A 25707-nucleotide genomic window follows, 5' to 3' on the forward strand; every position below is an offset into this window, starting at 1 on the left:
GATAAGCGTTATCCGATTGCGTTGAAACCCCTAGCGCGGCTTCAGGCGCAGGACAGCCAGCGCGATGCCGCCCAGAACCAGCGCCGCGCCAAAGATCAGGCGCAAACTGGCGACTTCTCCCAACAACAAAACGCCAGCGAGGATGGCGATGATTGGTACGCTCAATTGCACTACCGCCGCCGTGCTTGGCGCCAGTTGCGGCAAAACCCGATACCATACGGCATAGCCCATCCCCGAGGTCACACCTCCAGAAAGGGCAGCCAGCAGGTAGCCAGCGCCACTCATCTGCCAACCCCCAACGGTCAGCATTAACGCTAGCGCAGTAACCGGCAGGGCTATAACGAAATTGGCCGCCGTTCCAGCAAGGGCGTCAGGCTCAAACCGCCCAACCAGCGAATAGACTGCCCATCCGACCCCGGCAGCTGTCATCAGAGCTGCGCCAATCGGGTCGACCTGTACTGCTCCGGACGGCCACAGGACATAGACCAGCCCCATAAGGGCGATTGCCGCGCCCCCCATCTGTCGCGCAGTCGGAGCATTGCCGGTTAACGACGTCACTGCGAACATTGTGATCTGCACAACGCCAAACAGGATCAGCGCCCCAAGGCCCGCATCCAACGTCAGATAGGCGATGGAAAACCCAATCATATAGAGTGACAGCGATCCTGCCCCCGCCAACCTGCGCCGGTTGCGCAATGGCAGACGACCTGACCTGAGCCAAACCAGACCGGTCAGCACCACTGCCCCGGACAACACGCGAATTATGGCAAACCCGGCGGGGTCGCTGGCACCGCTGTCTATAGCCAGACGATTCAGGATCGAATTCGCCGCAAAGGCGCACATGGTCAGAGTGGTGAGCAGAAACAAACGCATATCAACCGCATAGCGGTATCGCGAGCGTTTGCACACTCACTTTCCAGCGCGGCGTAGTGGTAAAAAGAAACGGGGCCGCCCAAAGGCGACCCCGTCAGTAAGTTCTATGGCGGTCCCTCTAAGCAATCTGGCCATAGGGCCAAGCGCTTGTCGGGATCGTCGGAATTCGCCGGGGCGAATTCGACGTGCTTACATCATGCCGCCCATGCCGCCCATGTCAGGCATGCCGCCTGCAGGTGCTGCGCCTTCTTTGGCAGGCTTGTCTGCAACCATTGCTTCGGTGGTGACCAGCAGGCCAGCAACCGATGCCGCATCTTCCAGAGCGGTACGGACAACCTTTGCCGGATCGATCACGCCGAACGAGAACATGTCACCATATTCTTCGGTCTGTGCGTTGAAACCGAATGCTGCGTCAGCAGATTCACGGACTTTGCCCGCAACAACCGCACCGTCAACACCTGCGTTCTCGGCGATCTGGCGCAGCGGCGCTTCGATGGCTTTGCGAACGATGTTGATGCCAGCGTTCTGGTCAGCGTTTGCACCTTCCAGAGTTTCCAGTGCTTTACCGGCCTGAACCAGAGCAACACCACCACCGACAACAACGCCTTCCTGAACAGCAGCGCGTGTTGCGTTCAGAGCATCGTCCACACGGTCCTTACGCTCTTTCACTTCAACTTCGGTCATGCCGCCGACGCGGATAACGGCAACACCGCCTGCCAGTTTGGCAACGCGCTCTTGCAGCTTTTCACGGTCGTAGTCGCTGGTGGTTTCTTCGATCTGAGTGCGGATCTGAGCAACACGTGCTTCGATCTCGGCTTTCTCGCCAGCACCGTCGACGATGGTGGTTTCGTCTTTGGTGATCTCGATTTTCTTGGCGGTGCCCAGCATGTCCATGGTGACGGACTCGAGCTTCATACCCAGATCTTCCGAGATAACCTGACCGCCGGTCAGGATCGCGATGTCCTGCAGCATGGCTTTGCGGCGATCGCCGAAGCCCGGTGCTTTGACAGCAGCAATTTTCAGGCCGCCGCGCAGTTTGTTGACAACCAGAGTTGCCAGCGCTTCGCCTTCAACGTCCTCAGCAATGATCAGCAGCGGCTTTTGCGACTGGATCACCTGCTCGAGCAGCGGAACCATCGGCTGCAGCGAGGACAGTTTCTTTTCGTGCAGCAGGATCATGCAGTCGTCGAGTTCTGCGATCATCTTGTCTGCGTTGGTGACGAAGTAAGGCGACAGGTAGCCACGGTCGAACTGCATACCTTCGACAACATCGGTCTCGGTTTCCAGACCTTTGTTTTCTTCGACGGTGATGACGCCTTCGTTGCCAACCTTCTGCATCGCGTCTGCGATCTGCTGGCCGATTTCGGCTTCGCCGTTGGCCGAGATGGTGCCAACCTGAGCAACTTCTGCCGAGTCTTTGACTTCGCGCGAGGCGTCTTTGATGCCTTCAACAACCTTGGCGGTTGCCAGGTCGATACCGCGCTTCAGGTCCATCGGGTTCAGGCCCGCTGCAACCTGCTTCAGGCCTTCGCGAACGATTGCCTGCGCAAGAACGGTTGCGGTGGTGGTGCCGTCGCCGGCTTCGTCATTAGTGCGGCTGGCGACTTCTTTCACCATCTGCGCGCCCATGTTTTCGAACTTGTCTTCCAGTTCGATTTCCTTGGCAACCGAAACACCGTCTTTGGTGATGCGCGGTGCGCCAAAGGATTTGTCCAGAACCACGTTGCGGCCTTTTGGGCCCAGGGTCACTTTGACAGCATCGGCCAGGATGTTCACACCTGACAGCATGCGGTTGCGGGCATCGGTGTCGAACTTGACGTCCTTAGCAGCCATATTGTCTCTCCTTGAGAAATAAGTTGGAAATGAAGATCAGAGAAGCGCGCGGCTTACTCGATGATCCCCATGATGTCGCTTTCTTTCATCATCAGCAGCTCTTCGCCGTTGACCTGAACCTCGGTGCCCGACCATTTGCCGAACAGGATCTTGTCACCGGATTTTACAGCCATTGCGATCAGTTCGCCGCTGTCCTTGCGTGCGCCTTCGCCGGTTGCAACGACTTCGCCTTCGCTGGGCTTTTCTTTAGCGCTGTCAGGAATGATCAGCCCGCCTGCTGTTTTTTCTTCGCTTTCGGTACGGCGAACCAACACGCGGTCATGAAGCGGTTTCAATGCCATCTTTGCAGCTCCTTGGGCTCAAAGTTTATTTATCCTCCCCTCGCCGGATGGCGAGGCGTTAGCACTCGGGTGATGAGAGTGATAACGACGCATAGCTAGGGGGTCGCAAACCCCGAGTCAACAAGCTGTGATGGATTTTTTGCAACCGGGCTCAGTCAGGCTGTTCCCAGCTGTAAGCCCAGTGTTTCAGACCGTCCTGCCCGGCGGCGGTCAGGTCGTAGACGCCCTTTTCCACCTTACCGAACCAACCGTAGTGATTGTCGCGCATCAGGCGAGTGGCCTCAGGAACGCCGGTTGCCTTTGCGACTTCGGACCCTTTGGTTGCCCCACATTCCGCCAGATGTGCCGCGCATTTCAGGGCGTCCTGACGATAGGCCGTGACGATCCCGTGTCGCGTAGCGCCGCCTGCATTGGGATCGCCCTCAAGCCGGTCGAACTCACGCAACAAGCGCGAAGTCTTAGCCTTGGACTTGCGCGGTGCGTACGGGCCGGGATCACATTGCACCTCGACCTTGCCATCGGCCCGCACGGTGATCAGCCCCAACCCCAGCCGGCGACACAGCGCCAGATTGTCCTTCAGCGCCCGACGCGCGCTGCGGCCTTTGGGCTTGCACACCCCGATGTAAACCTGATCCGTCACTTTCAGCCGTGTGATCGCCTGATGGAACAATGCCAGCGAAAACCGCAGCTTAAGCTCGACGATGACCGGTTCTTCGCCATCCCGCACGGCCACGATATCAGCCGCGCCAACCTCGCCTTTGACGGAATAGCCCTGACGCTCTAACAGCGCCTTGATGGGGGGATAGAGATCCTGCTCGCGGTTCATGTTTGCATGCTATGCGATTTGCGGCGGAATGCCAGACGCCAGGCGCAGCTTTCCAATCGGCCTTGCACCCATTCACCTGCCGAGGCAGTGTTTCAGCAACTCTGATTTCAAAGGAAATTTCCACATGCGCATAATTCTGCTGGTGATCTGCCTGTTGCTGCCCGTCACGGTTCACGCAGCTTGCGAGGGGCGCGATCTAAAGGGCGAATTGTCACCTGCAGCCCACGCCGAGCTGAAAGAAACCCTGACCAACGTCCCATTTACAGAAGGCAACCACTGGATCGCAACAAAGGGCACAACGGTGCTGCACCTGATAGGTACGATGCACCTGAACGATCCGCGCATGGATGTGATTGTCGCAAACCTGACGCCAACACTCAGCCAAGCCGATGCATTCTATTTCGAAGTAACCCAAGACGAGATGAAGGCCTGGGAAAAGGAACTGGCTCTGGACCCGAGCCCGATCTTGATTACGTCCGGCCCCACCTTGATTGACCTGCTACCCGAAGAGGCTTGGACAACCCTGTCTTCCGCCCTAGCCGAACGCGGCATACCCAGTTGGATGGGAGCGAAAATGCGCCCCTGGTTTCTGGGCATGACTCTGGCCATGCCTACATGCCTACTTCAGGACCCGAACGCCAATCATGGGCTGGATGCGCGTCTGACCGTTTTAGCCGAAGATCAAGGCATCCCTCAATTTTCGCTGGAGAGCATTGAGGAACTGATGACCATGTTTGAACTCCACTCGATTGAAGAACAGGCGGAATCGCTAGCGCGGTGGGTCAATTCGTACGAAACCAGCGACGACCAGCTGGCCACCATGACAAACTCATATTTCGAGGAAAATCACGCACAATCCATCGAACTAGGCCGTATTTTGGCGCGAGAGCATTCTGGTATGTCGCCCGAAGTGTTTGACGAAGAATGGCAGGCGTTCGAACAGCACTTACTGGTCGGGCGAAACAACAATTGGATGCCGAGGATTCTGGACATTCAAGATCAGACCGCAGTGATCGCCGTGGGGGCTGGACATCTAGGCGGTACTCATGGATTGCTGAACCAATTGCAACAGGCTGGATATTTCTTGACCCGCGCGCCTTTCTGATCGCACTCGGCGAAAGACAGACCAACCGTCGCAGCGAGGATTCTGCCGGGTGACAACCCCGGCGGACCGCCCTATAAGGCGCGCAAATTATCATCCTCAGGACGCTGACATGACAACCCTTGTATTTGGCCATAAATCTCCCGACACCGACTCCACAGGATCACCCATCCTGTGGTCGTGGTACCTGAACGAAGTCATAGGCGAACAGGCCGAGCCCGTTCTGCTGGGCGAGCCCAACACCGAAGCCGCGTTCATGCTGCAGCGCTGGGACCTGTCCAAGCCGCGTATCATCGACGACGTCGAAGCCGACGCGCCGGTTGTCATCGTTGACACCAACAACCCGGCCGAACTGCCCGCCAGCATCAACAGTGCCGATATCCAAGCCATCATCGACCACCACAAGCTGGTCGGCGGCCTGGAAACCAAAGGCCCGATCGACATCACCGTGCGCCCGCTGGCCTGCACCGCCACCATCATGGTCGACCTGATGGGCGACGACGCAGCCAAGATGCCCGACGCCATCAAAGGCGCGGCGCTGACTTGCATCCTGTCGGATACCTTGGAGTTCCGCTCGCCCACAACCACTGCGCATGATCGCGAAGTGGCCGAGAAACTGGCTGCTGAACTGGGCCTAGACGTATCGGCTTATGCCGCCGACATGTTCGCGGCAAAATCGGATGTATCGTCCTTCTCAGACGCCGAACTGATCCGCATGGACAGCAAAGAATACGAGGTCGACGGCACCAAGTTCCGCGTCTCGGTTCTGGAAACCACGGCCCCCGGCGTCGTGCTGGACCGCAAGGCTAGCCTGGCGGACTCGATGGTCAGTGTGGCCAGCGAGGACGGCGTCGATCAGGTGCTGCTGTTCGTGGTCGACATTCTGAACGAAGAGGCCACTCTGCTGGTGCCGAACGATCTAGTCAAAGGCGTGGCCGAGAAAAGCTTTGGCGCATCGGTTAACGGCGACGCCGTGGTCCTGCCGGGCATCATGAGCCGCAAAAAGCAAATCATTCCGAACCTCAAGGTCTGATCTTTAGATCTTTCCAAAGAAAAGGCGCCCAAGTGGGGCGCCTTTTTTTGTTGAGGCATAGGATTTGCGCGACCCGCTTCCATTGCTACTCTGGTCAGGAGAGCAAGTAGCGGATCAGTTCCGACATATGAGTACACGCAAGTTCAGCACCACCCGAGACATCTTGCGGTTTGAAGGCAAGGACAGAGCAGCCTATTGGCGGCGCTTTGCGATGCTGCTGACCCTATCGGTTGTGATCGCTACGATGGGCATGCTTCGCGATTCAGGCGCGGTGGTGATTGCCGCAATGCTGGTGGCGCCGCTGATGGCTCCCATATTGGGCGTGGCGGCGGCTATGGTCATGGGGTGGCTGGGGCGTGCGTTCTATCTGGCTCTGATTGTCTGCGGTGCGGCCATTCTTTGCGTATTGCTCGCGTGGCTCTTGGTCTATGTCGCAGATGTCCCGCGCGGCATCCTGATCCCTGATCAAGTCTTGGCCCGGACCGACCCCGGAACCGAGGACCTGATTGTCGCTCTGGCCGCAGGCGTCGCCGGTGCTTACGTGCAAATCAACCGCTCCGAAGCCAGCTTGCTGCCCGGCGCGGCCATCGGCGTGTCACTGGTGCCGCCCCTGTCCGCCTCGGGCGTTCTGCTGTATTTCGGCGAACCGGGCGAGGCGTATGAGGCCGGGTTGTTATTCGCCACCAACCTTGGCGCGATCATCCTGTCCGCCTGCGCGGTTTATATCGTGTACGCGGCCCGCTCGATGGTCTTCAGCAAAGGTCGCCGGAAACTGAACTTTACCGCCAGTGTGACTGTGACATTGGCCTTTCTGGCTCTTGTCGTTTTGCAGTTGGGTAAATCCACCTATAATCGCTATCTCGAAACCCGAACCGAAGCTCAGGTCGCGCAAGCCATCCGCGATTGGGCAGACCCGGTGTCGGTCGAGGTCATCCGCATTGACGTAAACGCCAAACGCAAGCAGGCAGATATCTGGCTGATCGTCGACCTGCCGATTGAAGCGGCTTACAAAGTCTCCTCGGTCGCTGGATTGCTGCCAGAAAGCCTGCGCGAGACACCTTTGGTCGAAATCCTTCAAGATCAATTGGGTCCGGGCTATCTGGTGGTGGTGCGGTTCCAAAACAGGATTGGCGCGCAAGTCATTCTGGGCACCGATGCCGTCCAGCAGGCGCCGGATGTCGACGAGATCAGCGAAGAAAACTGACCGACACAGCCATTTAACGGCGGCAATTGGCATTGCGGGATGGTCAAAGCCCGTCAGCTTTGCAATAGCTGACGCAACCTTGCATTCAACTCGCCCGAGGTCCTCAATGACTCAGATCGTCCACGCCCTGTCCGACATATCCGACCGCTACAAAGCACTGTTCGTTGACCTTTGGGGCTGTGTTCACAACGGCATCACCGCCTTCCCCGAGGCCGTCGCTGCCCTCAAAGCCTATCGTGCGAAAGGCGGGATTGTCGTGCTGGTGACGAACTCTCCGAAACCCCGCGCGGGCGTTGCCCAACAATTGGTGCAATTCAACGTCCCCGAAGATGCCTATGACACCATCGCCACCAGCGGCGATTCTGCGCGGTCGGCGATGTTCCGGGGCGCCGTCGGGGAAAAGGTCTATTTCATGGGCGAATGGCAGCGCGATGCGGGGTTCTTTGAGCCGCTGAAAATACTGCACCACCCGATCCACATCGAACGGGTCCCGCTGGATGAGGCCGAAGGGATCGTCTGTTGCGGTCCGTTTGATCCGATGGCGGACCCGTCCGTCAACCGCGCGGATTTCCTCTATGCCAAGCAAAAGGGCATGAAGCTGCTGTGCGCCAATCCCGATATTGTGGTCGACCGGGGCGAGGTGCGCGAATGGTGTGCCGGGGCGCTGGCCAAACTGTATACCGAGATGGGCGGCGAAAGCCTGTACTTCGGCAAACCCCACCCGCCGATCTATGATCTGGCCCGCCGTAGGCTGCAAGAACTGGGCCACGACATCCCCGATGGCGACATTTTGGTGATCGGTGATGGCCCCCATACCGACATTCTGGGCGGCATGGGTGAGGGGATTGATTCTCTGTTTATCTCGGGCGGATTGGCTGCTGCAGAAACAAAAACCGAGCATCATCCGCACCACGAATCGCTAACTGACTACATTGCAAGGGAAAATATAAATCCCACCTATACAATCGGTCGCCTGAGATAAGCAGAAAAGGCTTGATTTTCTGCGCTTGCGAAGTAATAAAGTTGCCGAACACGGGCAACATTGATCCTTTTGTTGCTCAACGGATTCAAGTGAGGGCGACATGTTGGACAATCTTCCGCGCGGCACGATCTGTATTGAAGACATCGAAATGGGCATGACCCGTCACCTGCGCAAAGTGGTGACTGACGAAGATATCGAGATGTTTGCGCAGGTTTCGACCGACCGGAATCCGGTGCATCTGGATGATGACTATGCCCGCGACACGATCTTTGAGGGGCGCATCGCCCATGGGATGCTGACGGCGGGCCTGATCTCGGCCGTCATCGGCGAACAGCTGCCCGGCCACGGCACCGTGTATATGGGTCAGTCGCTGAAATTCCTGGCCCCCGTGCGCCCCGGTGACATGGTCTATGCCGAGGTCAAAGTGATCGACATCGACTTTGCCAAGCGTCGGGTGAAACTGGATTGCCACTGCGCCGTAGATGGCAAAAAGGTTCTGGTCGGCGAAGCAATGGTTCTGGCCCCGTCGCGCAAGTTCGACTGATCCAAAGCACAGCTTTACCAGCCTTGTTTCGTTCACCGGCCCGGTCTAGACCCGGGTCGGTAAACAATTTTGACAGCTACTTAATTTGCACGACCCCGCGCAGCGGCAGCACTTTGCTGTGCCAGCTACTAGCCGCCACGGGTTGCGCAGGAAAACCGGATTCGTACTTTCATGCCCCGATCTTGGAAGAATGGATGGCGTATTACGATCTGGATCGCAGCGCGTTTCCGGATACAAAAAGCACCCTGCGCGCAATCTTTGCCGAGGCCATTCACCAGAGAAAAGCCGCTACAGACATCTTCGGATTGCGCCTGCAAGGCAAAAGTCGGGCCTTCTTTCTTCAGCAATTGCGCAGTCTATACCCGACCGCCGGGGATGACCTAGCCCGGCTGAAAGCCACCTTTGGCGAGGTCTGCTTCGTTTACCTTAATCGGCGCAACAAGCTGGAACAGGCTATTTCGATTGTGAAAGCCGAACAGACCGGATTGTGGCACCGCAACGCAGATGGGACCGAGTTGGAGCGTCTCACCCCACCTGCCGACCCGGTTTACGATCCGATCGCCATCGCCCGATACATGGCTGAACTTGAAGAAGGGGATGCGGCCTGGCGTGACTGGTTCGCCGCGCAGCAGATCACGCCGCATATCATCCATTACGAACAACTTGAAAACGATCCAATTGGCGTTTTGACCGATGTACTATACCTGCTGGGGATCGATCCCGCGCGGGGTGCCGAGTTCACGCCCGCCACAGACAAGCTGGCAGACTCGACAAACCGGGAATGGGCCAGACGTTTTTTGGCCGATCATCCCACACACTGACAATGCAATCAGATGCTTGAACCCGAACCGCAGTCCCGTTAGGCAGATGCTATGCGCATCATCCGTGATTTTCAGTTCATCGAGCCTCAGGACCGCGGCGCCAGCGTGGCGATCGGGAATTTTGACGGCGTCCACATCGGCCACCAGTCTGTGATCGAACTGGCCCGCAATGCCGCGCCGGATGCGCCTTTGGGGGTGATGACCTTTGAGCCGCACCCACGCGAGTATTTCGCACCCGCAGCCCCGCCTTTTCGCCTGATGCGCTGCAATGCCCGAGCGCACCGGCTAGAAAAGCTGGGTGTCAAGAAATTGTATGAACTGCCCTTCAATTCCGCCCTTGCCGGGCTGACTCCGGAAGAATTCGCGTCGAACGTGATTTGCGACGGGTTGGGCCTTTCGCATGTGGTTGTCGGTGCCGATTTCTGTTTCGGCAAGGGGCGCAGCGGTACGGCGGATGATCTGGTTCGGTTCGGTCAACAAATGGGCTTTGGCGTCACCATCGCACCTTTGATGGAGCGGTCCGAGAATATCGTGTCGTCCACCGCGATCCGTACAGCGCTGACCGAAGGCCGCCCTCGCGATGCGGCAACCATGCTGGGCCATTGGCATCGGATCGAGGGTCCGGTGATCGGCGGCGAACAACGTGGCCGCGAGTTGGGCTTCCCGACCGCCAACATGTCCATCGAAGGTCTGCACCCGCCAAAATTCGGCGTCTACGCGGTGCTGGTCGATGTGTTGGACGGCCCGCATCAAGGCAGCTATCAAGGCGCAGCCTCGATCGGGACGCGGCCAATGTTTAAGGGCGAAGTGCCGAATATCGAAACCTTCCTGTTCGACTTTTCAGGCGACCTTTATGGTGCGACCCTATCGATTGGTCTGGTTGAATATCTACGACCTGAATTGACCTTCGACGGGCTGGACGGGTTGATTGCACAAATGAACTCTGATTGTGACAAGGCCCGAACACTGCTGGCGACGCTATGACCGCCGATCCTATTGATCGCACTGGCCTGAGCCCCCGGTTCTGGGAACGCAAACCCCTAACCAAGATGAACGAGCAAGAGTGGGAGGCGCTTTGCGACGGCTGCGGCAAGTGTTGTCTGAACAAGCTTGAAGACGAAGACACAGGCGAGGTGGCCCTGACCTGCGTCGCCTGCCGTCTGCTGGATGATGAGACCTGCCGCTGCACCCAATACGATATCCGCCACCAGTTCGTGCCGGAATGTATCGTGATGAAGCCCGACAATATCGACGATCACGCCTATTGGCTGCCGCAAACGTGCGCTTACAGGCTGTTGTGGGAAGGGAAACCTCTTTACGACTGGCACCCATTGATATCAGGTACGCCGGACAGTGTTCACGCTACCGGAATCTCGGTTCAGGGGCGCACAGTGTCCGAGTTCGAAACACCCATCGAAGAATGGGAAGACTATATCATCGAGGAGCCCAGCTGATGTATTTTGCCTCTGACAATTCCGGGCCGGTCCATCCGCAGGTCATGACCGCTTTGAACGAAGCAAATCAGGGCTATCAGATGGCCTATGGGGCCGACACACTGATGAATGAGGTGCGCGATCGAATTCGCGGCATCTTTGAAGCGCCCGGTGCTGCGGTGTATCTGGTAGCCACCGGAACGGCGGCAAACTCGCTGGCATTGGCAACCCTGGCACAGCCGTGGGAGACGGTGTTCTGTTCGCCCGTCGCCCATATCCACGAGGATGAATGCAACGCGCCGGAATTCTACAGCGGCACCAAGCTGACGTTGGTACCCGGCGGCGACAAGATGGATCCCGAAGCGCTGCGCCGTTCCATTCTGGCCGAAGAAACCCGCGGTGTGCATGGTCCGCAACGCGGACCGGTTTCGATCACCCAGGTGACCGAGCGCGGCTCGGTCTATTCGCTGGAGGAGTTGCAGGTATTGTGCGGCGTAGCAAAGGAGTTTGACCTGCCCGTCCATCTGGATGGAGCTCGGTTCACAAACGCTTTGGTCGCGCTGAACTGTTCTCCGGCCGAAATGACGTGGAAAGCGGGCGTCGATGCGGTCAGCTTTGGCGGCACCAAGAACGGTTTGATGGGGGTCGAGGCAGTTGTCTTCTTTGACGAATCCAAAGCCTGGGAGTTTGAACTGCGGCGCAAGCGCGGTGCGCATCTGTTTTCAAAACATCGCTATCTGTCCGCACAGATGGCAGCCTATTTGCAGGATGACCTGTGGCTGACTATGGCGCGTAAGGCCAACGCCAATTGTGCCCACCTGGCCGACGGCCTGCGTGCCAAGGGCGCGACCTTCCTGCACGAGCCGCAGGCCAACATGGTATTCGCCCATTTTTCCCGCGCCCGGCATAGGCAACTGCATGAGGCCGGGGCGATCTACCACCTTTGGGGGGCAGAACTTGACGGGGCAAGTGACGAAGAGACGCTCGCCTGCCGTCTGGTCTGTGACTGGTCGATCAGCAGCGACGATATCGACCGTTTCCTCGACCTGCTTTGACTGGCATGCCGGTCAACCCTTGGCCTCGGTCAGGTGCCGGTCCAGATCATCTAAACGGTCCTGCCCCCAGAACCGCTGGCCATCCTCAGTAATGTAGAACGGCGCGCCAAAGACGCCGCTTTCAACGGCCTCTTCCAGATTGGCGGCATAGGTTTCGGCGCCGACCAGCAGGCCACTGTCTGCCAGATTTGGGTCAAAGCCCGCCTGCGTCAGGCAATCGCGGATCACATCATCCTGTGCGATGTCTTTTTCCTCGGCCCAACAGGCCCGCAGCAAGGACTGGACCAACTTACCTACATCCCCTGCCCCATCCTTCATCGCTGCAATCACCGCATAGGACGACGGCGCCATATTGGTCGGCCAATGCGCCGGTTGCAGATTGAATTCTATTCCCAGGTTCTTGGATTGGCGCAGCAGTTCCTGCGCCCTGTATTCATTGCGCGACGGGTGGCGATCTTTTGGCGGCGTTCCCCCCGTACGCCCGAACAGCGCCATGATATCCAGCGGTTTGTAATTGATCGTCGCGCCATGCTTGGCCGCGACCTCCTCCAGCCGCTCACCTGCCAAATAGGTGAATGGCGAAATTGTCGCAAAATAGTAGTCAATCCGGGCCATGTGCACTTTCTCCGCTGCGTTACCTTTGCTGGACGGTAAGGCCATGCTAAGCGGTGTCAACATCACGAATCTGTCACATTTGCCATTGCTGCCCGGGGACCTCAGCCGATGCCGACACTCAACGAACCCAAGCTTATCGCTGGGAACGCAAATCTTCCGCTTGCCGAATCCATAGCTCGCCGCATGAGCCTGTATCGCGGCGTCGATCAGGGTCTGGTCGATGCGAGAGTTGAACGGTTCAATGACGGCGAGATTTTCGTCGAAGTGTTCGAAAACGTGCGTGGCGAGGACATGTTCATCGTCCAGCCAACCTCGAACCCCGCCAATGACAATCTGATGGAGCTGCTGATCATTGCCGACGCGTTGCGCCGGTCATCGGCCCAACGGATCACCGCTGTTATCCCCTACTTCGGTTATGCTCGACAGGACCGCCGCACCAAGGCCCGCACGCCGATCAGCGCCAAGCTGGTGGCCAACATGCTGACCGGTGCAGGGATCGAGCGGATCCTTACCATGGACCTGCACGCAGCGCAGATTCAGGGGTTCTTCGATATGCCGGTCGACAACCTCTATGCCTCGCCAATCTTTGCACTGGATGTAAAACACCAGTTCAAGAACAACCTGGATGAACTTATGGTTGTCTCGCCCGACGTGGGCGGTGTGGCCCGTGCACGTGAACTTGCCAAACGCATCAGCGCTCCCTTGTCGATCGTTGACAAACGACGCGAAAAGGCTGGCGAAGTGGCAGAAATGACCGTGATCGGCGATGTCAAAGACAAGATTTGCCTGATCGTAGACGACATGTGCGACACTGCCGGCACGTTGTGCAAAGCGGCTCAGGTACTGATGGATAATGGTGCGAAAGAGGTGCACTCTTACATCACACACGGCGTCATGAGCGGCCCGGCAGTCGAACGCGTAACCAATTCGGTAATGAAGTCGTTGGTGCTAACCGACACGATCCAGCCAACCCCAGAGATCGCAAAAGCCAAGAACATCCGCATCGTACCAACGTCTCCGATCTTCACGCAGGCGATCCTGAATATATGGAACGGTACCAGCGTGTCGTCGCTATTCGAAGACAAGACCTTGATCCCGATCTACGAGTCTATGTACCACATGGACTAAGTTTGGATCGGGCGGTCCTTTTGGGCCGCCCTTCCCTTTGCAGGCCTCCGCGCCCGCGACCAACCTGCCACGAAAATCAGCGTGGTTATCTGTGGAAAGTCCCATGACAGTCAACAAACGCATCGTTCTCTCCAGTGACCACGCAGCCATTGATTTGCGTCAGGCCGTTGCTGACCATGTTGCGGCAAATGGCTGGGAAGTGTTGGACATCGGCCCTACCACTCCTGAAAGCACCCACTACCCCCTGCACGGCAAAGCTGCTGCACAGGCTGTGGCTTCGGGCGATTGCCTATTGGGAATCGTTCTGTGCGGCACCGGTCAAGGCATCATGATGGCCGCCAACAAAGTCCCCGGCATCCGTTGTGGTGTTTGTTCCGACGCGTTTTCGGCCCGGATGATCCGCCAGCACAATGACGCAAACATGCTGTCCATCGGTGCGCGCGTTGTGGGTGAAGGTCAGGCGTTGGATATCGTCGATGCCTTTCTGACCGCCGAATTTGAAGGCGGCCGTCACGCGACCCGTGTGGACATGATTGAGGGAAATGAGGCCTAGAGCAGCATTTCACGCCACTTCAGACCACCGCAATCCTGGCAACGCCCGCTTGCAGAGCTTGGTTGGACCGTGTCTGGAACACGTCAATGCATGTCGGCGAAACAACTTTATGAGCGACCTGTGCCTTAGCGCTACGAATGTTGTCAAACGTAGAAAAGTTCAGACGTCTCACACCCAATTATGTTGCGGCTCCTTTCTTGGCCTCTGCGCATCAATTGCGCTGACGTCGGACCAATTTTCAACACATTGCCCTGGCAAAAAACCTACAAGCACTAACTGATAGAGTTTCAGACCTCGACCCATGTCCAACACAAGCTTTCAAGACCGCATTCAACGCATCAACGCCAATAACCCTCAAGCAACCTCTGACCTTTCGCAAAAAGTAACAAAAGCTCCATCACTCCGACCAAATCACTGGAAGGTCCTTGTCGGCATACTGTTTTTGAGTGTCGGGCAACACGCAGTAAAACAGGCGAACGAAAGTTACGAGGTTATAAAGCAAAGCTATGGGATCGGTGCCGCAGCCGGGCTGGGTGTTGCGGGGGTGTTCGCGTTAGTGGCTGGCTGTATCCTTATGTACCGCGGCATTTTGGCTGGTGACAAACAGCGGAACAAGGCTATCGCGGACGCCTCCGAAACGGGAGGGCGTCGAAAGCGTATTACGTCAAACAGGGCTCGGACCATATGTTCCATAGTAGGCTTCAGCTTTGGCGCCATTGCCACATTTTACCTTATTACAGGCAAAATCGCCCACTCGATGGATACCGAGAGTGCCCGAGAGTACGCCCTCGGGGCCAGCGTGATTATGATTGGTCTCCCTATGCTTTCTCTGCTCATAGGATTTATCGGACTTTTCGTGCGTGGTTTTGCCTTGGGTCGTGTTCCCGTATTTTGCGTGCTTGGAGCCGTCATAACGATTTGCGCCATAATTCTGAGCGGTGCTAATCCTTACGAGTGGAACTGGTTGTTTTCCAGACTACACTGATTATCCCGAAAAGCGCGTAGCATGTTTTTCAAACCACTTCCTGGCTCAGGCGTTGAATCAATCACGAGATATCCCAGTCGTCCTCATGTGCGACCTCACCAATGGCCGTCCATGTCACCCGTATCCGGGCAATTCGCGTATCCGACCAGGTTCGGAATACGGTAACAAAGCCCTCAGGTGTAATGTCCGCAGTCGTCACCTCGGCACGTAGCGCCGAGGACGTGTCCACATCCCATAAAGACACGCCAATCTGAACCACCGGTGCGGTTCGAAATGGCTGACTGAAGAGGATCGCAGACCGCCGTTCGCGTGGCCCCTCGCCCGTCCACATATCGCCGCCATCAGCGAAATCGGAAAACAGCACTGACTCGCCTTGGTCGATACCAATAGGGTGGGTTCGAAAAGTCTTCATTGTTGATGTCTTTGTCTTTGTATTCCTTACACCTATCCTGCGGCCTCGGCAAAATCACGACAAAAAAACGGCCCCGCGCAGGCGGAGCCGTTATAAATCACAAGAATTGCCAGAGCCTTACAGGCTCATATGCGTTCCAAGGGCTTCCATGTCGGCCAGCAACTTGGCAGCGTCGTCAACGATGGACTGATCATCGCCTTCCTTCGCTGCCTCGTGCGACGCGCGTGCCTCGGCGATCAGATCGTCCAGGTGTGAGCGTGTCACTTCGGCAACCGGGATCGCCTTTTCGGCCAGAACCGACAGGCCATCGCCATTGATCTGAGCAAACCCACCGGTGACCAGGTATTCGCTGGACCCTTCAGGTGCTTCGACCTTCAGGATGCCCGGGCGCAGCGTGGTGATGGTGGGGGCATGATCGGGCATCGCCGTCATGTCCCCGTCCGCGCCGGGAATCTGGACCGCCGTCGCGCTGAGCGAAGCAAGGCTCCGCTCGGGGCTGACGAGGTCGAATTGCATCGTGTTTGCCATCAGGGATACTCCTTAGGCGGCTTCTGCGGCCATCTTTTCCGCTTTGGCGATCACTTCGTCGATGCCGCCAACCATCAGGAAGGCCGCTTCGGGCAGGTGATCGTATTCGCCAGCCACAACGGCCTTGAACGACGCGATGGTGACATCCAGAGGAACCTGAACGCCAGGGCTACCGGTGAAGACCTGCGCCACGTCGAACGGCTGCGACATGAAGCGTTCGATCTTACGGGCACGGGCCACGGTCAGTTTGTCCTCTTCCGACAGCTCGTCCATGCCAAGGATGGCGATGATGTCCTGCAGCGACTTGTAGCGCTGAAGGATCTGCTGAACATCGGTCGCAACCTGATAATGCTCTTCGCCAACGATGGCCGGGTCGAGCAGACGCGAAGTCGAGTCGAGCGGGTCAACCGCAGGGTAGATACCCTTTTCCGAGATCGCACGGTTAAGAACGGTAGTCGCATCCAAGTGAGCGAACGAGGTTGCCGGCGCAGGGTCGGTAAGGTCGTCCGCAGGCACGTAGATCGCCTGCACCGAGGTGATCGAGCCCGACTTGGTCGAGGTGATGCGTTCCTGCAGGGCACCCATGTCAGTGGCCAGTGTCGGCTGGTAGCCCACCGCCGAAGGAATACGACCCAGCAGAGCCGAAACCTCGGAACCCGCCTGCGTAAAGCGGAAGATGTTGTCGACGAAGAACAGAACGTCGGTACCGGACTGGTCGCGGAACTGCTCGGCCAGGGTCAGGCCGGTCAGAGCAACACGCGCACGCGCTCCGGGAGGTTCGTTCATCTGACCGTAAACCAGGGCCACCTGCGATTCCGACAGGTTGTCCGGCTTGATAACATTCGATTCGATCATCTCGTGGTACAGGTCGTTCCCTTCACGGGTCCGTTCACCAACACCCGCGAACACCGAAAAGCCCGAGTGCACTTTTGCGATGTTGTTGATCAGTTCCATGATCAGAACGGTTTTACCAACGCCAGCGCCGCCGAACAGGCCGATCTTACCGCCTTTGGCGTAAGGGGCCAGCAGGTCCACAACCTTGATGCCGGTGACCAGAACTTCCGACTCGGTCGACTGTTCTGCGAAGGTCGGTGCAGGCTGGTGGATGGCGCGGGATTCGGTTGCCTCAACCGGGCCCTTTTCGTCGATGGGATCGCCAACAACGTTCAGGATGCGGCCCAGGGTGGCGTTACCAACCGGAACCGAGATCGGCGCGCCCATGTCGGTCACTTCAGCACCACGAACCAGACCTTCGGTCGCGTCCATCGCGATGGTGCGGACAGTGTTTTCACCCAGGTGCTGGGCAACTTCCAGTACCAGACGCTTGCCGTTGTTTTCGGTTTCCAGCGCGTTCAGAATTTCAGGCAGCTGATCTTCGAAGTGCACGTCGACGACGGCCCCGATGATCTGTGTGACTTTGCCTTTTGCATTCGCCATATTGTTGTCTCCGGTTTTCTTACAGCGCTTCGGCGCCGGAAATAATTTCAATCAGCTCGTTGGTGATCACGGCCTGACGCGAGCGGTTGAATTGGATCGTCAACTTGTCGATCATCTCACCCGCGTTGCGTGTCGCGTTGTCCATTGCGGACATCCGTGCACCCTGTTCAGACGCTCCGTTTTCGAGCAGGGCCGAGAAGATCGCGGTTGCAACCCCCTTGGGCAGCAGGTCGGCCAAGATGGCCTCTTCGCTGGGCTCGTAGTCGAAAACAGCACCGCTATCGTCACCCTCGGTTTCCTCGAACGAGGCGGGGATGACCTGCTGTGCCGTCGGGATTTGGGTCACAACGTTGACGAACTTCGAATAGAAGATCGTGGCAACGTCGAACTCACCCCCGTCAAAGCGCGACAGGACGTCCTTCGCGATGTCTTGCGCATTGGTGTAACCCAGACGCTTGACCTCGCTCAGGTCGATATGTCCAACGAACAGATCGCCAAAATCACGCTTGAGCGCGTCGCGGCCTTTTTTGCCGACGGTCAGAACTTTGATCGTCTTGCCTTTGGCGCGCAGCTCGTCCGCCTTTTGGCGGGCCAGCTTGGCGATGTTCGAGTTGAAGCCGCCGCACAGGCCGCGTTCAGCTGTCATGACGACCAGCAGATGGACATCATCACTGCCCGTACCACGGAGCAGCTTGGGGGCGCTGTCGCTGCCCCCGACCGAAGCCGCCAGCCCCGCCATCACGGCATTGAACCGTTCGGCATAGGGGCGCGAGGCTTCAGCTGATTCCTGGGCGCGGCGCAGTTTTGCAGCCGCGACCATCTGCATGGCCTTGGTGATCTTGCGGGTCGATTTGACCGACTCGATCCTGTTTTTAAGGTCCTTAAGATTTGGCATATGCCCGCCTCTCCCTTAAGCGAAGGTTGCGGCGTATTCGTCCAGCGCAGCCTTGATCTTATCGGAAGCGTCACCCTTGATCTTGGGATCTTCGTCCGTGATCCACTGAAGCAGATCCGCGTGCTTGCCACGCAGGTGCGCCAGCAGGCCAGCTTCGTAACGGCCAACATCGGACACGTCGATCTTGTCGAGGTAACCGTTGGTACCGGCGAAGATGACGCAGACGATTTCAGCATTGGTCAGCGGCGAGTACTGCGGCTGTTTCATAAGCTCGGTCAGACGCGCACCACGGTTCAACAGCTGCTGGGTCGCGGCGTCCAGGTCGGAACCAAACTGAGCAAACGCAGCCATTTCACGGTACTGAGCCAGTTCCAGTTTAACCGGACCGGCAACCGACTTCATCGAGTTGGTCTGAGCCGAAGAGCCCACACGCGAAACCGACAGACCGGTGTTCACAGCAGGGCGGATACCCTGGTAGAACAGTTCGGTTTCCAGGAATATCTGGCCGTCGGTGATCGAAATCACGTTGGTCGGAATAAACGCCGAAACGTCACCACCCTGAGTTTCGATGACCGGCAGAGCAGTCAGCGAGCCCGCACCGAAATCCTCGTTCAGCTTGGCCGAACGCTCCAGCAGGCGCGAGTGGAGGTAGAAAACGTCGCCAGGATAGGCTTCACGTCCGGGCGGGCGGCGCAGCAGCAGCGACATCTGACGATAGGACACAGCCTGTTTAGACAAGTCATCATAGATGATCAGCGCGTGACGGCCATTGTCTCGGAAGTATTCGGCCATCGCGGTTGCAGCGTAGGGTGCCAGGAACTGCATCGGAGCCGGGTCGGACGCGGTTGCGGCCACAACGATCGAGTATTCAATCGCACCGGATTCTTCCAGCTTCTTCACCAGCTGCGCAACGGTCGAACGCTTTTGACCGATGGCAACGTAAACGCAGTACAGTTTCTTCGACTCGTCGTCGCCTGCTGCGTCATTGTACACTTTCTGGTTCAGGATCGCGTCCAGAGCAACAGCAGTTTTACCGGTCTGACGGTCACCAATGATCAGCTCACGCTGGCCACGGCCAATCGGGATCATCGCGTCAACCGATTTCAGGCCGGTTGCCATCGGCTCGTGAACCGACTTACGCGGGATGATGCCTGGTGCCTTAACGTCTGCAACGCCACGCTTGGTTGCGTTGATCGGGCCTTTGCCGTCCAGCGGGTTGCCCAGACCGTCAACAACACGGCCCAGCAGCTCGTCACCGATCGGAACATCCACGATCGAGTTGGTGCGCTTGACGGTGTCACCTTCCTTAATGTCACGGTCGGAACCGAAGATAACGACACCGACGTTGTCGCTTTCCAGGTTCAGCGCCATGCCCATGATGCCACCGGGGAATTCGACCATCTCACCGGCTTGTACGTTGTCCAGGCCGTATACACGGGCAATCCCGTCACCGACGCTTAGCACGCGGCCGATTTCGGCCACTTCGGCTTCCTGACCAAAATTCTTGATCTGGTCCTTCAGGATTGCAGAAATCTCTGCAGCTTGGATTCCCATTTATCCGACCTCTTTCATTGCATTCTGTAGGGAGTTCAGCTTCGAACGGATCGAGCTATCGATCATTTTCGAGCCCACTTTAACGACAAGACCGCCGATGAGGCTTTCATCAACGGTCGCATTGATTGTCACGGTCTTGCCCACACGCTCGGACAGCGTCTTGGACAGTTTATCCAGTTGCGTCTTGGTCAACGCCTTGGCCGAGGCGACATCGGCGGTCACTTCGCCGCGTTCGTCTGCCAGCATGTCGCGCAGTACCTGCACCAGTTGCGGAATAACAAACAGGCGGCGCTTTTCGGCCATCAGACCCAGCGTGTTGCGCAGGATGGTATGCAGACCCATCTTGTCGGCAATCGCGGTAATCGCTGCTTCCTGTTCGGCGCGGGATACCAGCGGCGATGCAATCAGGTCGCGCAAGTCGGCGCTTTCGCCCAAAGCTGCTGCCAAATCGTTGATGCCGGTTTCCAGACCTGCAAGGCCATTATTCTCTTTGGCGATCTCAAAGATCGCGGTGGCATAGCGTTCAGCAATGCCAGTGGAAATCGAAGCTGGTTCGGACACGTCCACCCTTCCGATATTTGAGGCCCCGATTTTGAGTAGCGGCCGCTACCACGGGGGCGTGAGGAAACCCCGCCCAGACGGCCGGGGATCAAAATCACCGGGGATGTAGCAGAGCCGAACCAAGCTAGCAATATATTATCACGGCAAGCACTTTATCCACAAAATGTTTTGTTTCAATTACTTACGAAGGGTGCGACCCTTTTATCCGGCTGGAAGGCAGGAAAAATGTTACGAAAGTGTAGGTTTTTGCGATTCCTGTGACCTATTTCCCGCAAATTCGGGCTTTGAAACGTCCCAAATCGACACAAGAATTATGCTGGCTTCAACAGTCCATCTAGCGCCTTGATCGGGCGACGTTCGGTATCTTTTGTGACGGTGCCGCTGGGGGGGCGGATGTGCTTGGTGACCTCTACCATCAGCACGCCCCCTGCCATCACCGTTGGCATGCGCTGACCGGTTTTTTCGATCAGACTGCCCGATTTCAACCAGAACCGGCGAAACGAAGGCGGCATATACAGGGCCGAGCAGTGGCCTTCGGGAATGAAGTGATGCGCCTTGAGCTGGCTTTCCAACTGCGACGCCGAATACGGGCGCCCGAATCCAAAGGGCGTTCGATCTGATCGCGACCACAGCCCGGCCCGGTTCGGCACAATGAAAATCGCGCGCCCGCCTGGTCCGAGAACCCGCCAGCATTCGTTCAGCAATTCGCTGGGCTGGCCTGAGGTCTCCAACCCGTGCATCACGACCAATTTGTCCACGTGCCCAGTTTCAATGGGCCAGAGTGTTTCTTCGGTCAGCACAGAGACATTGGGCATCCCGGCAGGCCAGGGCATGACCCCCTGCGGCCCTGGCATCAAGCCGATGACACGACGCGCTTCTGCCAGATATGGCCGCAAAAGTGGCACCGCGAAGCCAAAGCCTACTACGGTCTGACCTTTGGCTTCGGGCCACAACTGCGTCAGCCGTCCACGAATAGCGGCCTGCGCCGCACGGCCCAATGTGCTGCGGTAGTAGAAATTCCTCAGATCCTGCACATCAAGATGCATTGCGGACACCTGGTCAATCGGCTTAGCTGGGCGCAGTCTAGCAACGAAAGGGCAAAAGGCCATGCCTCTTGAGATCGTAACCATCCCATGTCTCAGCGATAATTATGCTTTTCTGGCGCATGACGCCACCAGTGGCCAGACCGCCCTGATTGATGCGCCCGAAGCAGGACCGATTCTGGCAGAACTGGACGCCCGCGGCTGGACGCTAAGTCACGTGTTGCTGACCCATCATCATTGGGATCACGTCGACGGGCTGACCGGTATTCTGGAAAGACACCACGCCAAAGTCATTGGTGCCAGTGCCGACGCCCACCGCCTGCCCCCACTGCATCTGCAAGTGGCCGAGGGCGACTCGTTCCAGATTGGTGACGAACCGGTGCAGGTATTGGATGTGTCAGGCCACACGGTTGGTCATATTGCATTCTACATGCCGCAAAGCGCTGCCGTTTTTACCGCAGACAGCCTGATGGCCCTGGGCTGCGGCCGCCTGTTCGAAGGTACCGCGCCGCAGATGTGGCAATCTCTTTCCAAGTTGGCCGCACTGCCCGACGAAACAATCGTCTATTCGGGCCACGAATATACGCAATCCAACGCCAAATTCGCCATTTCGGTCGATCCAGGCAATGCCGCACTGCAGCAACGCATTGCGGATATCGACACCGCCCGCGCCGCCGGAAAACCTACGGTTCCCTCGAGCCTGGCGCTGGAAAAGGCCACAAACCCGTTCTTGCGTGCCACTGATGCGTCGATTCAGGCCAATCTGGGTATGGAAAACGCCGAACCGACGGCTGTATTTGCCGAAATCAGGGCTAGAAAAGACCGCTTCTAATGCTTATTTCGCGCTCTTCACGGCCACGGTCACAGGAAATGTGACTGTCAAGTGAAAGAAAACCCTTGAAGCCGGGCCACGATCAACCAAACTCTATTAGTATGAGGACATGGTTGAACCGGGGCCACATCCTGCCCCTTTCGACCCAAGACAGAGGAGCACCCGCGTGCCTTCATTCTCGAGCACTTTAGAACAAGCCATCCACGCGGCCCTTGCGGCTGCGAATGAACGGCGACATGAATTTGCAACGCTGGAACATCTGCTGCTGGCGCTGCTGGAAGAACCCGATGCCATCCGCGTCATGAAAGCCTGCAGCGTCGATCTGGAAGAATTGCGCAGCACTTTGGTCGAATTCATCGACGAAGACCTGTCTAATCTGGTCACCGACATTGATGGGTCCGAGGCCGTACCAACCGCCGCTTTCCAGCGCGTGATTCAGCGCGCCGCGATCCACGTGCAAAGTTCGGGCCGCACCGAAGTGACCGGAGCCAACGTTCTGGTCGCCATCTTTGCTGAACGCGAAAGCAACGCAGCCTATTTCCTGCAAGAACAGGACATGACGCGCTATGACGCGGTGAATTTCATCGCACACGGCGTAGCCAAAGATCCGGCATATGGCGAAAACCGCTCGGTTTCCGGCGCGGATCAGGTCGAGGAAGAGGCTCAATCCAGCACCACTGATGGTGATCAGAAAGAAAGCGCGCTTGGGAAATATTGCATCGATCTGAACGCCAAGTCGCGTGCAGGCGATGTCGACCCCCTGATCGGTCGCGCCGATGAGGTGGAACGCTGCATTCAGGTGCTATGCCGTCGCCGCAAGAACAACCCGCTGCTGGTGGGTGACCCGGGCGTGGGCAAAACCGCCATTGCCGAGGGTCTGGCCCACAAGATCGTGGGCGGCGAAGCCCCTGATGTGCTGTCGAACACCACCATTTATTCGCTGGATATGGGCGCGCTGCTTGCGGGCACCCGCTATCGCGGTGATTTCGAGGAACGGCTGAAAGCAGTCGTGACGGAATTGGAAGATCACCCCGACGCTGTGCTGTTTATTGACGAGATTCACACCGTGATCGGTGCCGGTGCGACTTCGGGTGGCGCGATGGATGCGTCGAACCTGCTGAAACCTGCCCTGCAGGGCGGCAAGCTGCGCACCATGGGCTCGACCACTTATAAAGAGTTCCGTCAACATTTCGAAAAAGACCGCGCGCTCAGCCGCCGGTTCCAGAAGATCGACGTGAATGAACCTTCGGTCGAAGACAGCGTAAAAATCCTGCGCGGTCTGAAACCCTATTTCGAGAAGCATCACGAGATCAAGTACACTGCGGATGCGATCAAAACCGCCGTAGAACTGTCGGCGCGCTATATCAACGACCGCAAACTGCCAGATAAGGCCATCGACGTGATCGATGAGGCCGGTGCCGCACAGCATCTGGTCGCAGAAAGCAAACGCCGCAAGACCATCGGTGTGAAAGAGATTGAGGCCGTCGTTGCCAAGATCGCGCGCATTCCGCCCAAAAACGTCACCAAGGACGATGCGGAGGTTCTGAAAGATCTGGAAACTTCGTTGAAACGGGTGGTGTTTGGTCAGGACGAAGCTATCGAGGCGCTTGCCAGCGCAATCAAGTTGGCCCGTGCTGGTCTGCGCGAACCAGAAAAACCCATCGGCAACTATCTCTTCGCTGGTCCAACCGGTGTGGGTAAGACCGAAGTGGCCAAACAGTTGGCAGATACGCTGGGCGTGGAACTGCTGCGCTTTGACATGTCGGAATATATGGAGAAACACGCGGTCTCCCGTCTGATCGGTGCCCCTCCGGGTTATGTCGGGTTCGATCAGGGTGGTCTGCTGACCGACGGCGTGGATCAGCATCCGCATTGCGTGCTGCTGCTGGATGAGATCGAAAAGGCCCACCCGGACGTGTTCAACATCCTGCTGCAGGTGATGGACCACGGGGAGCTGACCGATCACAACGGCCGCACGGTGAATTTCCGCAACGTGGTTCTGATCATGACGTCGAACGCGGGTGCGCAGGAACAGGCCAAGGCCGCCATTGGCTTTGCCCGTGACCGCCGCGAAGGCGAGGATACCGCTGCGATCGAACGCATGTTCACGCCGGAATTCCGCAACCGTCTCGACGCCGTGATCTCGTTCGCACCTCTGCCGAAAGAGGTCATCCTGCAAGTGGTCGAGAAATTCGTCCTGCAGCTTGAGGCGCAATTGCTGGATCGCAATGTGACCATCGACCTGACGCCCAAAGCCGCCGAATGGCTGGCCGACAAGGGCTATGACGACAAGATGGGCGCGCGTCCTCTGGGCCGCGTGATCCAGGAACACATCAAGAAGCCTCTGGCCGAGGAGTTGCTGTTCGGCAAGCTGGCCAAGGGTGGTGTGGTTCGTGTCTCGGTCAAGAAGGGCGAGTTGAACCTGGAAATCTTCGGCCCCGATCAGCCGCGCATTCCGGGGGACAAGCCACCGCTGCTGACCGCAGATTGATTGCATCGTGATACAGAAAGAAACCCGCCTTCAACGGCGGGTTTTTTTATGTTTATTTGGTGCGCTGTGGATGCGGGCTGTGAAAATACTCTGATCGACGGCGCCGTGAAGCCCGATAGGCCGACAGAAAGACTTGAGCATAACGCAGCCCGTCGAAACTCTGAGACAAAGCGGACACCAACGCGATTCCAACGTCCCTGGCTTTGCGAATGCGCCCGGCCCTGGTTTGCACAAAGTATTCGAGATCAATGAAACGAATTTGCTGCCCGTCCCAGCACATATCCCGAAAAGCCGGGCGCCCGTGGGCTAGGTCGATTGAATGCAAGCGTGCCAACGCTTGCCCCGCCGCATGACATGCCTTTTCTTTATCCTCGGCGGTCAAAGAGTCAGACTTGCAGATGTCAGTCAGACTGGCGCCAGCATCTTCAAGCACAAAGTAGCCGGTACCTTCGGTCACAATTGCCGGGACTGGCACACCGCTGTGCCACAGGAAATGATGTGAACACCGGTCCCGGTCGAACGCCATATTCGGAGTTCCCTTTACCAGCCAAAGCAGAGGCGCAGACTGCTCAATGCGCTTCATCCAAAACGGGGTTCCTTTTAAGGTCTCAAACCGGACCACACGC

Annotated in this window: 27 protein-coding genes; 14 read left to right on the top strand and 13 right to left on the bottom strand. The window is 57.6% G+C overall.

Annotated elements, in window-relative coordinates:
• Positions 1 to 30: 30 nt before the first annotated feature.
• The 4 genes from ACR0AJ_RS04905 to ACR0AJ_RS04920 all read right to left on the bottom strand — a co-directional run bounded on the left by ACR0AJ_RS04905 (position 31) and on the right by ACR0AJ_RS04920 (position 3873).
• Positions 31 to 873: a DMT family transporter gene (locus ACR0AJ_RS04905; protein ID WP_170347838.1), complete on the bottom strand. Its 843-nt coding sequence runs from the start codon at positions 871 to 873 to the stop codon at positions 31 to 33.
• A gap of 189 nt (positions 874 to 1062) precedes the next feature.
• Positions 1063 to 2706 carry a chaperonin GroEL gene (gene groL / locus ACR0AJ_RS04910; protein WP_170347837.1) on the bottom strand — a complete coding sequence of 548 codons (1644 nt, stop codon included), beginning with the start codon at positions 2704 to 2706 and terminating at the stop codon, positions 1063 to 1065.
• Between the two features lie 53 nt (positions 2707 to 2759).
• Positions 2760 to 3047 (bottom strand): co-chaperone GroES, encoded by a 288-nt coding sequence (gene groES / locus ACR0AJ_RS04915; protein ID WP_170347836.1) that lies wholly within the window; start codon positions 3045 to 3047, stop codon positions 2760 to 2762.
• A gap of 151 nt (positions 3048 to 3198) precedes the next feature.
• Complete coding sequence (locus ACR0AJ_RS04920; protein ID WP_170347835.1) at positions 3199 to 3873, bottom strand: DUF2161 domain-containing phosphodiesterase; 675 nt, start codon at positions 3871 to 3873, stop codon at positions 3199 to 3201.
• A gap of 124 nt (positions 3874 to 3997) precedes the next feature.
• Here ACR0AJ_RS04920 and ACR0AJ_RS04925 point away from each other — a divergent pair, with 124 nt between their 5' ends.
• From ACR0AJ_RS04925 to ACR0AJ_RS04965, 9 genes are all read left to right on the top strand, one after another.
• Positions 3998 to 4978 carry a TraB/GumN family protein gene (locus tag ACR0AJ_RS04925; protein ID WP_480740229.1) on the top strand — a complete coding sequence of 327 codons (981 nt, stop codon included), beginning with the start codon at positions 3998 to 4000 and terminating at the stop codon, positions 4976 to 4978.
• A 109-nt stretch (positions 4979 to 5087) separates the two neighbouring features.
• Positions 5088 to 6008, top strand: coding sequence for a manganese-dependent inorganic pyrophosphatase (locus ACR0AJ_RS04930; RefSeq protein ID WP_170347833.1), 921 nt, complete (start codon positions 5088 to 5090; stop codon positions 6006 to 6008).
• 127 nt (positions 6009 to 6135) lie between these two features.
• The gene (locus tag ACR0AJ_RS04935) at positions 6136 to 7212 is read left to right on the top strand and encodes a DUF389 domain-containing protein (protein ID WP_170347832.1); all 1077 of its coding nucleotides are present in this window, start codon (positions 6136 to 6138) and stop codon (positions 7210 to 7212) included.
• Positions 7213 to 7318: 106 nt separating this feature from the next.
• Positions 7319 to 8194, top strand: coding sequence for a TIGR01459 family HAD-type hydrolase (locus ACR0AJ_RS04940; protein ID WP_170347831.1), 876 nt, complete (start codon positions 7319 to 7321; stop codon positions 8192 to 8194).
• A gap of 100 nt (positions 8195 to 8294) precedes the next feature.
• Positions 8295 to 8738 (top strand): MaoC family dehydratase, encoded by a 444-nt coding sequence (locus ACR0AJ_RS04945; RefSeq protein ID WP_058275996.1) that lies wholly within the window; start codon positions 8295 to 8297, stop codon positions 8736 to 8738.
• 23 nt (positions 8739 to 8761) lie between these two features.
• The gene (locus ACR0AJ_RS04950; RefSeq protein ID WP_480740232.1) at positions 8762 to 9559 is read left to right on the top strand and encodes a Stf0 family sulfotransferase; all 798 of its coding nucleotides are present in this window, start codon (positions 8762 to 8764) and stop codon (positions 9557 to 9559) included.
• A gap of 51 nt (positions 9560 to 9610) precedes the next feature.
• A complete protein-coding gene (locus ACR0AJ_RS04955; protein ID WP_480740234.1) occupies positions 9611 to 10543 on the top strand; it encodes a bifunctional riboflavin kinase/FAD synthetase in 933 nt (310 codons plus the stop codon).
• Entirely contained in the window at positions 10540 to 11013 is a 474-nt protein-coding gene (locus tag ACR0AJ_RS04960; RefSeq protein WP_170547940.1) for a YcgN family cysteine cluster protein, read from the top strand. The genes ACR0AJ_RS04955 and ACR0AJ_RS04960 overlap by 4 nt, the downstream gene beginning before the upstream one ends.
• Complete coding sequence (locus ACR0AJ_RS04965; RefSeq protein ID WP_480740235.1) at positions 11013 to 12047, top strand: threonine aldolase family protein; 1035 nt, start codon at positions 11013 to 11015, stop codon at positions 12045 to 12047. The genes ACR0AJ_RS04960 and ACR0AJ_RS04965 overlap by 1 nt, the downstream gene beginning before the upstream one ends.
• A gap of 12 nt (positions 12048 to 12059) precedes the next feature.
• Here ACR0AJ_RS04965 and ACR0AJ_RS04970 read toward each other — a convergent pair whose 3' ends face one another.
• The gene (locus ACR0AJ_RS04970; protein ID WP_480645995.1) at positions 12060 to 12662 is read right to left on the bottom strand and encodes a DsbA family protein; all 603 of its coding nucleotides are present in this window, start codon (positions 12660 to 12662) and stop codon (positions 12060 to 12062) included.
• A gap of 108 nt (positions 12663 to 12770) precedes the next feature.
• Between ACR0AJ_RS04970 and ACR0AJ_RS04975 the strand changes: the two genes are divergently transcribed.
• The 3 genes from ACR0AJ_RS04975 (at position 12771) to ACR0AJ_RS04985 (ending at position 15328) form a co-directional block, all read left to right on the top strand.
• Positions 12771 to 13790, top strand: coding sequence for a ribose-phosphate pyrophosphokinase (locus tag ACR0AJ_RS04975; protein WP_170347825.1), 1020 nt, complete (start codon positions 12771 to 12773; stop codon positions 13788 to 13790).
• A gap of 103 nt (positions 13791 to 13893) precedes the next feature.
• Positions 13894 to 14343, top strand: a complete 450-nt coding sequence (rpiB, locus tag ACR0AJ_RS04980; protein WP_480740237.1) for a ribose 5-phosphate isomerase B — start codon at positions 13894 to 13896, stop codon at positions 14341 to 14343.
• 301 nt (positions 14344 to 14644) lie between these two features.
• Positions 14645 to 15328: a hypothetical protein gene (locus tag ACR0AJ_RS04985; RefSeq protein ID WP_480740239.1), complete on the top strand. Its 684-nt coding sequence runs from the start codon at positions 14645 to 14647 to the stop codon at positions 15326 to 15328.
• Positions 15329 to 15389: 61 nt separating this feature from the next.
• Here ACR0AJ_RS04985 and ACR0AJ_RS04990 read toward each other — a convergent pair whose 3' ends face one another.
• From ACR0AJ_RS04990 to ACR0AJ_RS05020, 7 genes are all read right to left on the bottom strand, one after another.
• Positions 15390 to 15740, bottom strand: a complete 351-nt coding sequence (locus ACR0AJ_RS04990) for an H-type lectin domain-containing protein (protein ID WP_170347822.1) — start codon at positions 15738 to 15740, stop codon at positions 15390 to 15392.
• Positions 15741 to 15857: 117 nt separating this feature from the next.
• A complete protein-coding gene (locus ACR0AJ_RS04995; RefSeq protein ID WP_058280015.1) occupies positions 15858 to 16268 on the bottom strand; it encodes a F0F1 ATP synthase subunit epsilon in 411 nt (136 codons plus the stop codon).
• Positions 16269 to 16280: 12 nt separating this feature from the next.
• Complete coding sequence (gene atpD / locus ACR0AJ_RS05000; RefSeq protein WP_170347820.1) at positions 16281 to 17705, bottom strand: F0F1 ATP synthase subunit beta; 1425 nt, start codon at positions 17703 to 17705, stop codon at positions 16281 to 16283.
• Between the two features lie 19 nt (positions 17706 to 17724).
• Positions 17725 to 18600, bottom strand: a complete 876-nt coding sequence (locus ACR0AJ_RS05005; RefSeq protein ID WP_058280013.1) for a F0F1 ATP synthase subunit gamma — start codon at positions 18598 to 18600, stop codon at positions 17725 to 17727.
• Between the two features lie 15 nt (positions 18601 to 18615).
• Complete coding sequence (gene atpA / locus ACR0AJ_RS05010) at positions 18616 to 20154, bottom strand: F0F1 ATP synthase subunit alpha (RefSeq protein ID WP_170347819.1); 1539 nt, start codon at positions 20152 to 20154, stop codon at positions 18616 to 18618.
• Complete coding sequence (locus tag ACR0AJ_RS05015) at positions 20155 to 20715, bottom strand: F0F1 ATP synthase subunit delta (protein WP_480740241.1); 561 nt, start codon at positions 20713 to 20715, stop codon at positions 20155 to 20157.
• Positions 20716 to 21026: 311 nt separating this feature from the next.
• Positions 21027 to 21761: a class I SAM-dependent methyltransferase gene (locus ACR0AJ_RS05020; RefSeq protein WP_170347817.1), complete on the bottom strand. Its 735-nt coding sequence runs from the start codon at positions 21759 to 21761 to the stop codon at positions 21027 to 21029.
• A 61-nt stretch (positions 21762 to 21822) separates the two neighbouring features.
• Here ACR0AJ_RS05020 and gloB point away from each other — a divergent pair, with 61 nt between their 5' ends.
• Complete coding sequence (gloB, locus tag ACR0AJ_RS05025) at positions 21823 to 22590, top strand: hydroxyacylglutathione hydrolase (RefSeq protein WP_170347816.1); 768 nt, start codon at positions 21823 to 21825, stop codon at positions 22588 to 22590.
• A gap of 166 nt (positions 22591 to 22756) precedes the next feature.
• The gene (clpA, locus tag ACR0AJ_RS05030; RefSeq protein ID WP_170347815.1) at positions 22757 to 25081 is read left to right on the top strand and encodes an ATP-dependent Clp protease ATP-binding subunit ClpA; all 2325 of its coding nucleotides are present in this window, start codon (positions 22757 to 22759) and stop codon (positions 25079 to 25081) included.
• Positions 25082 to 25133: 52 nt separating this feature from the next.
• Here the strand turns inward: clpA and ACR0AJ_RS05035 are convergent, their stop codons facing one another.
• Positions 25134 to 25664 (bottom strand): phosphotransferase, encoded by a 531-nt coding sequence (locus ACR0AJ_RS05035; RefSeq protein ID WP_480635779.1) that lies wholly within the window; start codon positions 25662 to 25664, stop codon positions 25134 to 25136.
• Positions 25665 to 25707: the final 43 nt, after the last annotated feature.

The sequence above is a fragment of the Ruegeria sp. CJ9 genome, from assembly GCF_056536625.1.

Coding starts and splice junctions, on each gene's coding strand:
- ACR0AJ_RS04905 (WP_170347838.1), bottom strand. CDS start 873: ATGCGTTTGTTTCTGCTCACCACTCTGACCATGTGCGCCTTTGCGGCG.
- groL (WP_170347837.1), bottom strand. CDS start 2,706: ATGGCTGCTAAGGACGTCAAGTTCGACACCGATGCCCGCAACCGCATG.
- groES (WP_170347836.1), bottom strand. CDS start 3,047: ATGGCATTGAAACCGCTTCATGACCGCGTGTTGGTTCGCCGTACCGAA.
- ACR0AJ_RS04920 (WP_170347835.1), bottom strand. CDS start 3,873: ATGAACCGCGAGCAGGATCTCTATCCCCCCATCAAGGCGCTGTTAGAG.
- ACR0AJ_RS04925 (WP_480740229.1), top strand. CDS start 3,998: ATGCGCATAATTCTGCTGGTGATCTGCCTGTTGCTGCCCGTCACGGTT.
- ACR0AJ_RS04930 (WP_170347833.1), top strand. CDS start 5,088: ATGACAACCCTTGTATTTGGCCATAAATCTCCCGACACCGACTCCACA.
- ACR0AJ_RS04935 (WP_170347832.1), top strand. CDS start 6,136: ATGAGTACACGCAAGTTCAGCACCACCCGAGACATCTTGCGGTTTGAA.
- ACR0AJ_RS04940 (WP_170347831.1), top strand. CDS start 7,319: ATGACTCAGATCGTCCACGCCCTGTCCGACATATCCGACCGCTACAAA.
- ACR0AJ_RS04945 (WP_058275996.1), top strand. CDS start 8,295: ATGTTGGACAATCTTCCGCGCGGCACGATCTGTATTGAAGACATCGAA.
- ACR0AJ_RS04955 (WP_480740234.1), top strand. CDS start 9,611: ATGCGCATCATCCGTGATTTTCAGTTCATCGAGCCTCAGGACCGCGGC.
- ACR0AJ_RS04960 (WP_170547940.1), top strand. CDS start 10,540: ATGACCGCCGATCCTATTGATCGCACTGGCCTGAGCCCCCGGTTCTGG.
- ACR0AJ_RS04965 (WP_480740235.1), top strand. CDS start 11,013: ATGTATTTTGCCTCTGACAATTCCGGGCCGGTCCATCCGCAGGTCATG.
- ACR0AJ_RS04970 (WP_480645995.1), bottom strand. CDS start 12,662: ATGGCCCGGATTGACTACTATTTTGCGACAATTTCGCCATTCACCTAT.
- ACR0AJ_RS04975 (WP_170347825.1), top strand. CDS start 12,771: ATGCCGACACTCAACGAACCCAAGCTTATCGCTGGGAACGCAAATCTT.
- rpiB (WP_480740237.1), top strand. CDS start 13,894: ATGACAGTCAACAAACGCATCGTTCTCTCCAGTGACCACGCAGCCATT.
- ACR0AJ_RS04985 (WP_480740239.1), top strand. CDS start 14,645: ATGTCCAACACAAGCTTTCAAGACCGCATTCAACGCATCAACGCCAAT.
- ACR0AJ_RS04990 (WP_170347822.1), bottom strand. CDS start 15,740: ATGAAGACTTTTCGAACCCACCCTATTGGTATCGACCAAGGCGAGTCA.
- ACR0AJ_RS04995 (WP_058280015.1), bottom strand. CDS start 16,268: ATGGCAAACACGATGCAATTCGACCTCGTCAGCCCCGAGCGGAGCCTT.
- atpD (WP_170347820.1), bottom strand. CDS start 17,705: ATGGCGAATGCAAAAGGCAAAGTCACACAGATCATCGGGGCCGTCGTC.
- ACR0AJ_RS05005 (WP_058280013.1), bottom strand. CDS start 18,600: ATGCCAAATCTTAAGGACCTTAAAAACAGGATCGAGTCGGTCAAATCG.
- atpA (WP_170347819.1), bottom strand. CDS start 20,154: ATGGGAATCCAAGCTGCAGAGATTTCTGCAATCCTGAAGGACCAGATC.
- ACR0AJ_RS05020 (WP_170347817.1), bottom strand. CDS start 21,761: ATGCATCTTGATGTGCAGGATCTGAGGAATTTCTACTACCGCAGCACA.
- gloB (WP_170347816.1), top strand. CDS start 21,823: ATGCCTCTTGAGATCGTAACCATCCCATGTCTCAGCGATAATTATGCT.
- ACR0AJ_RS05035 (WP_480635779.1), bottom strand. CDS start 25,664: ATGAAGCGCATTGAGCAGTCTGCGCCTCTGCTTTGGCTGGTAAAGGGA.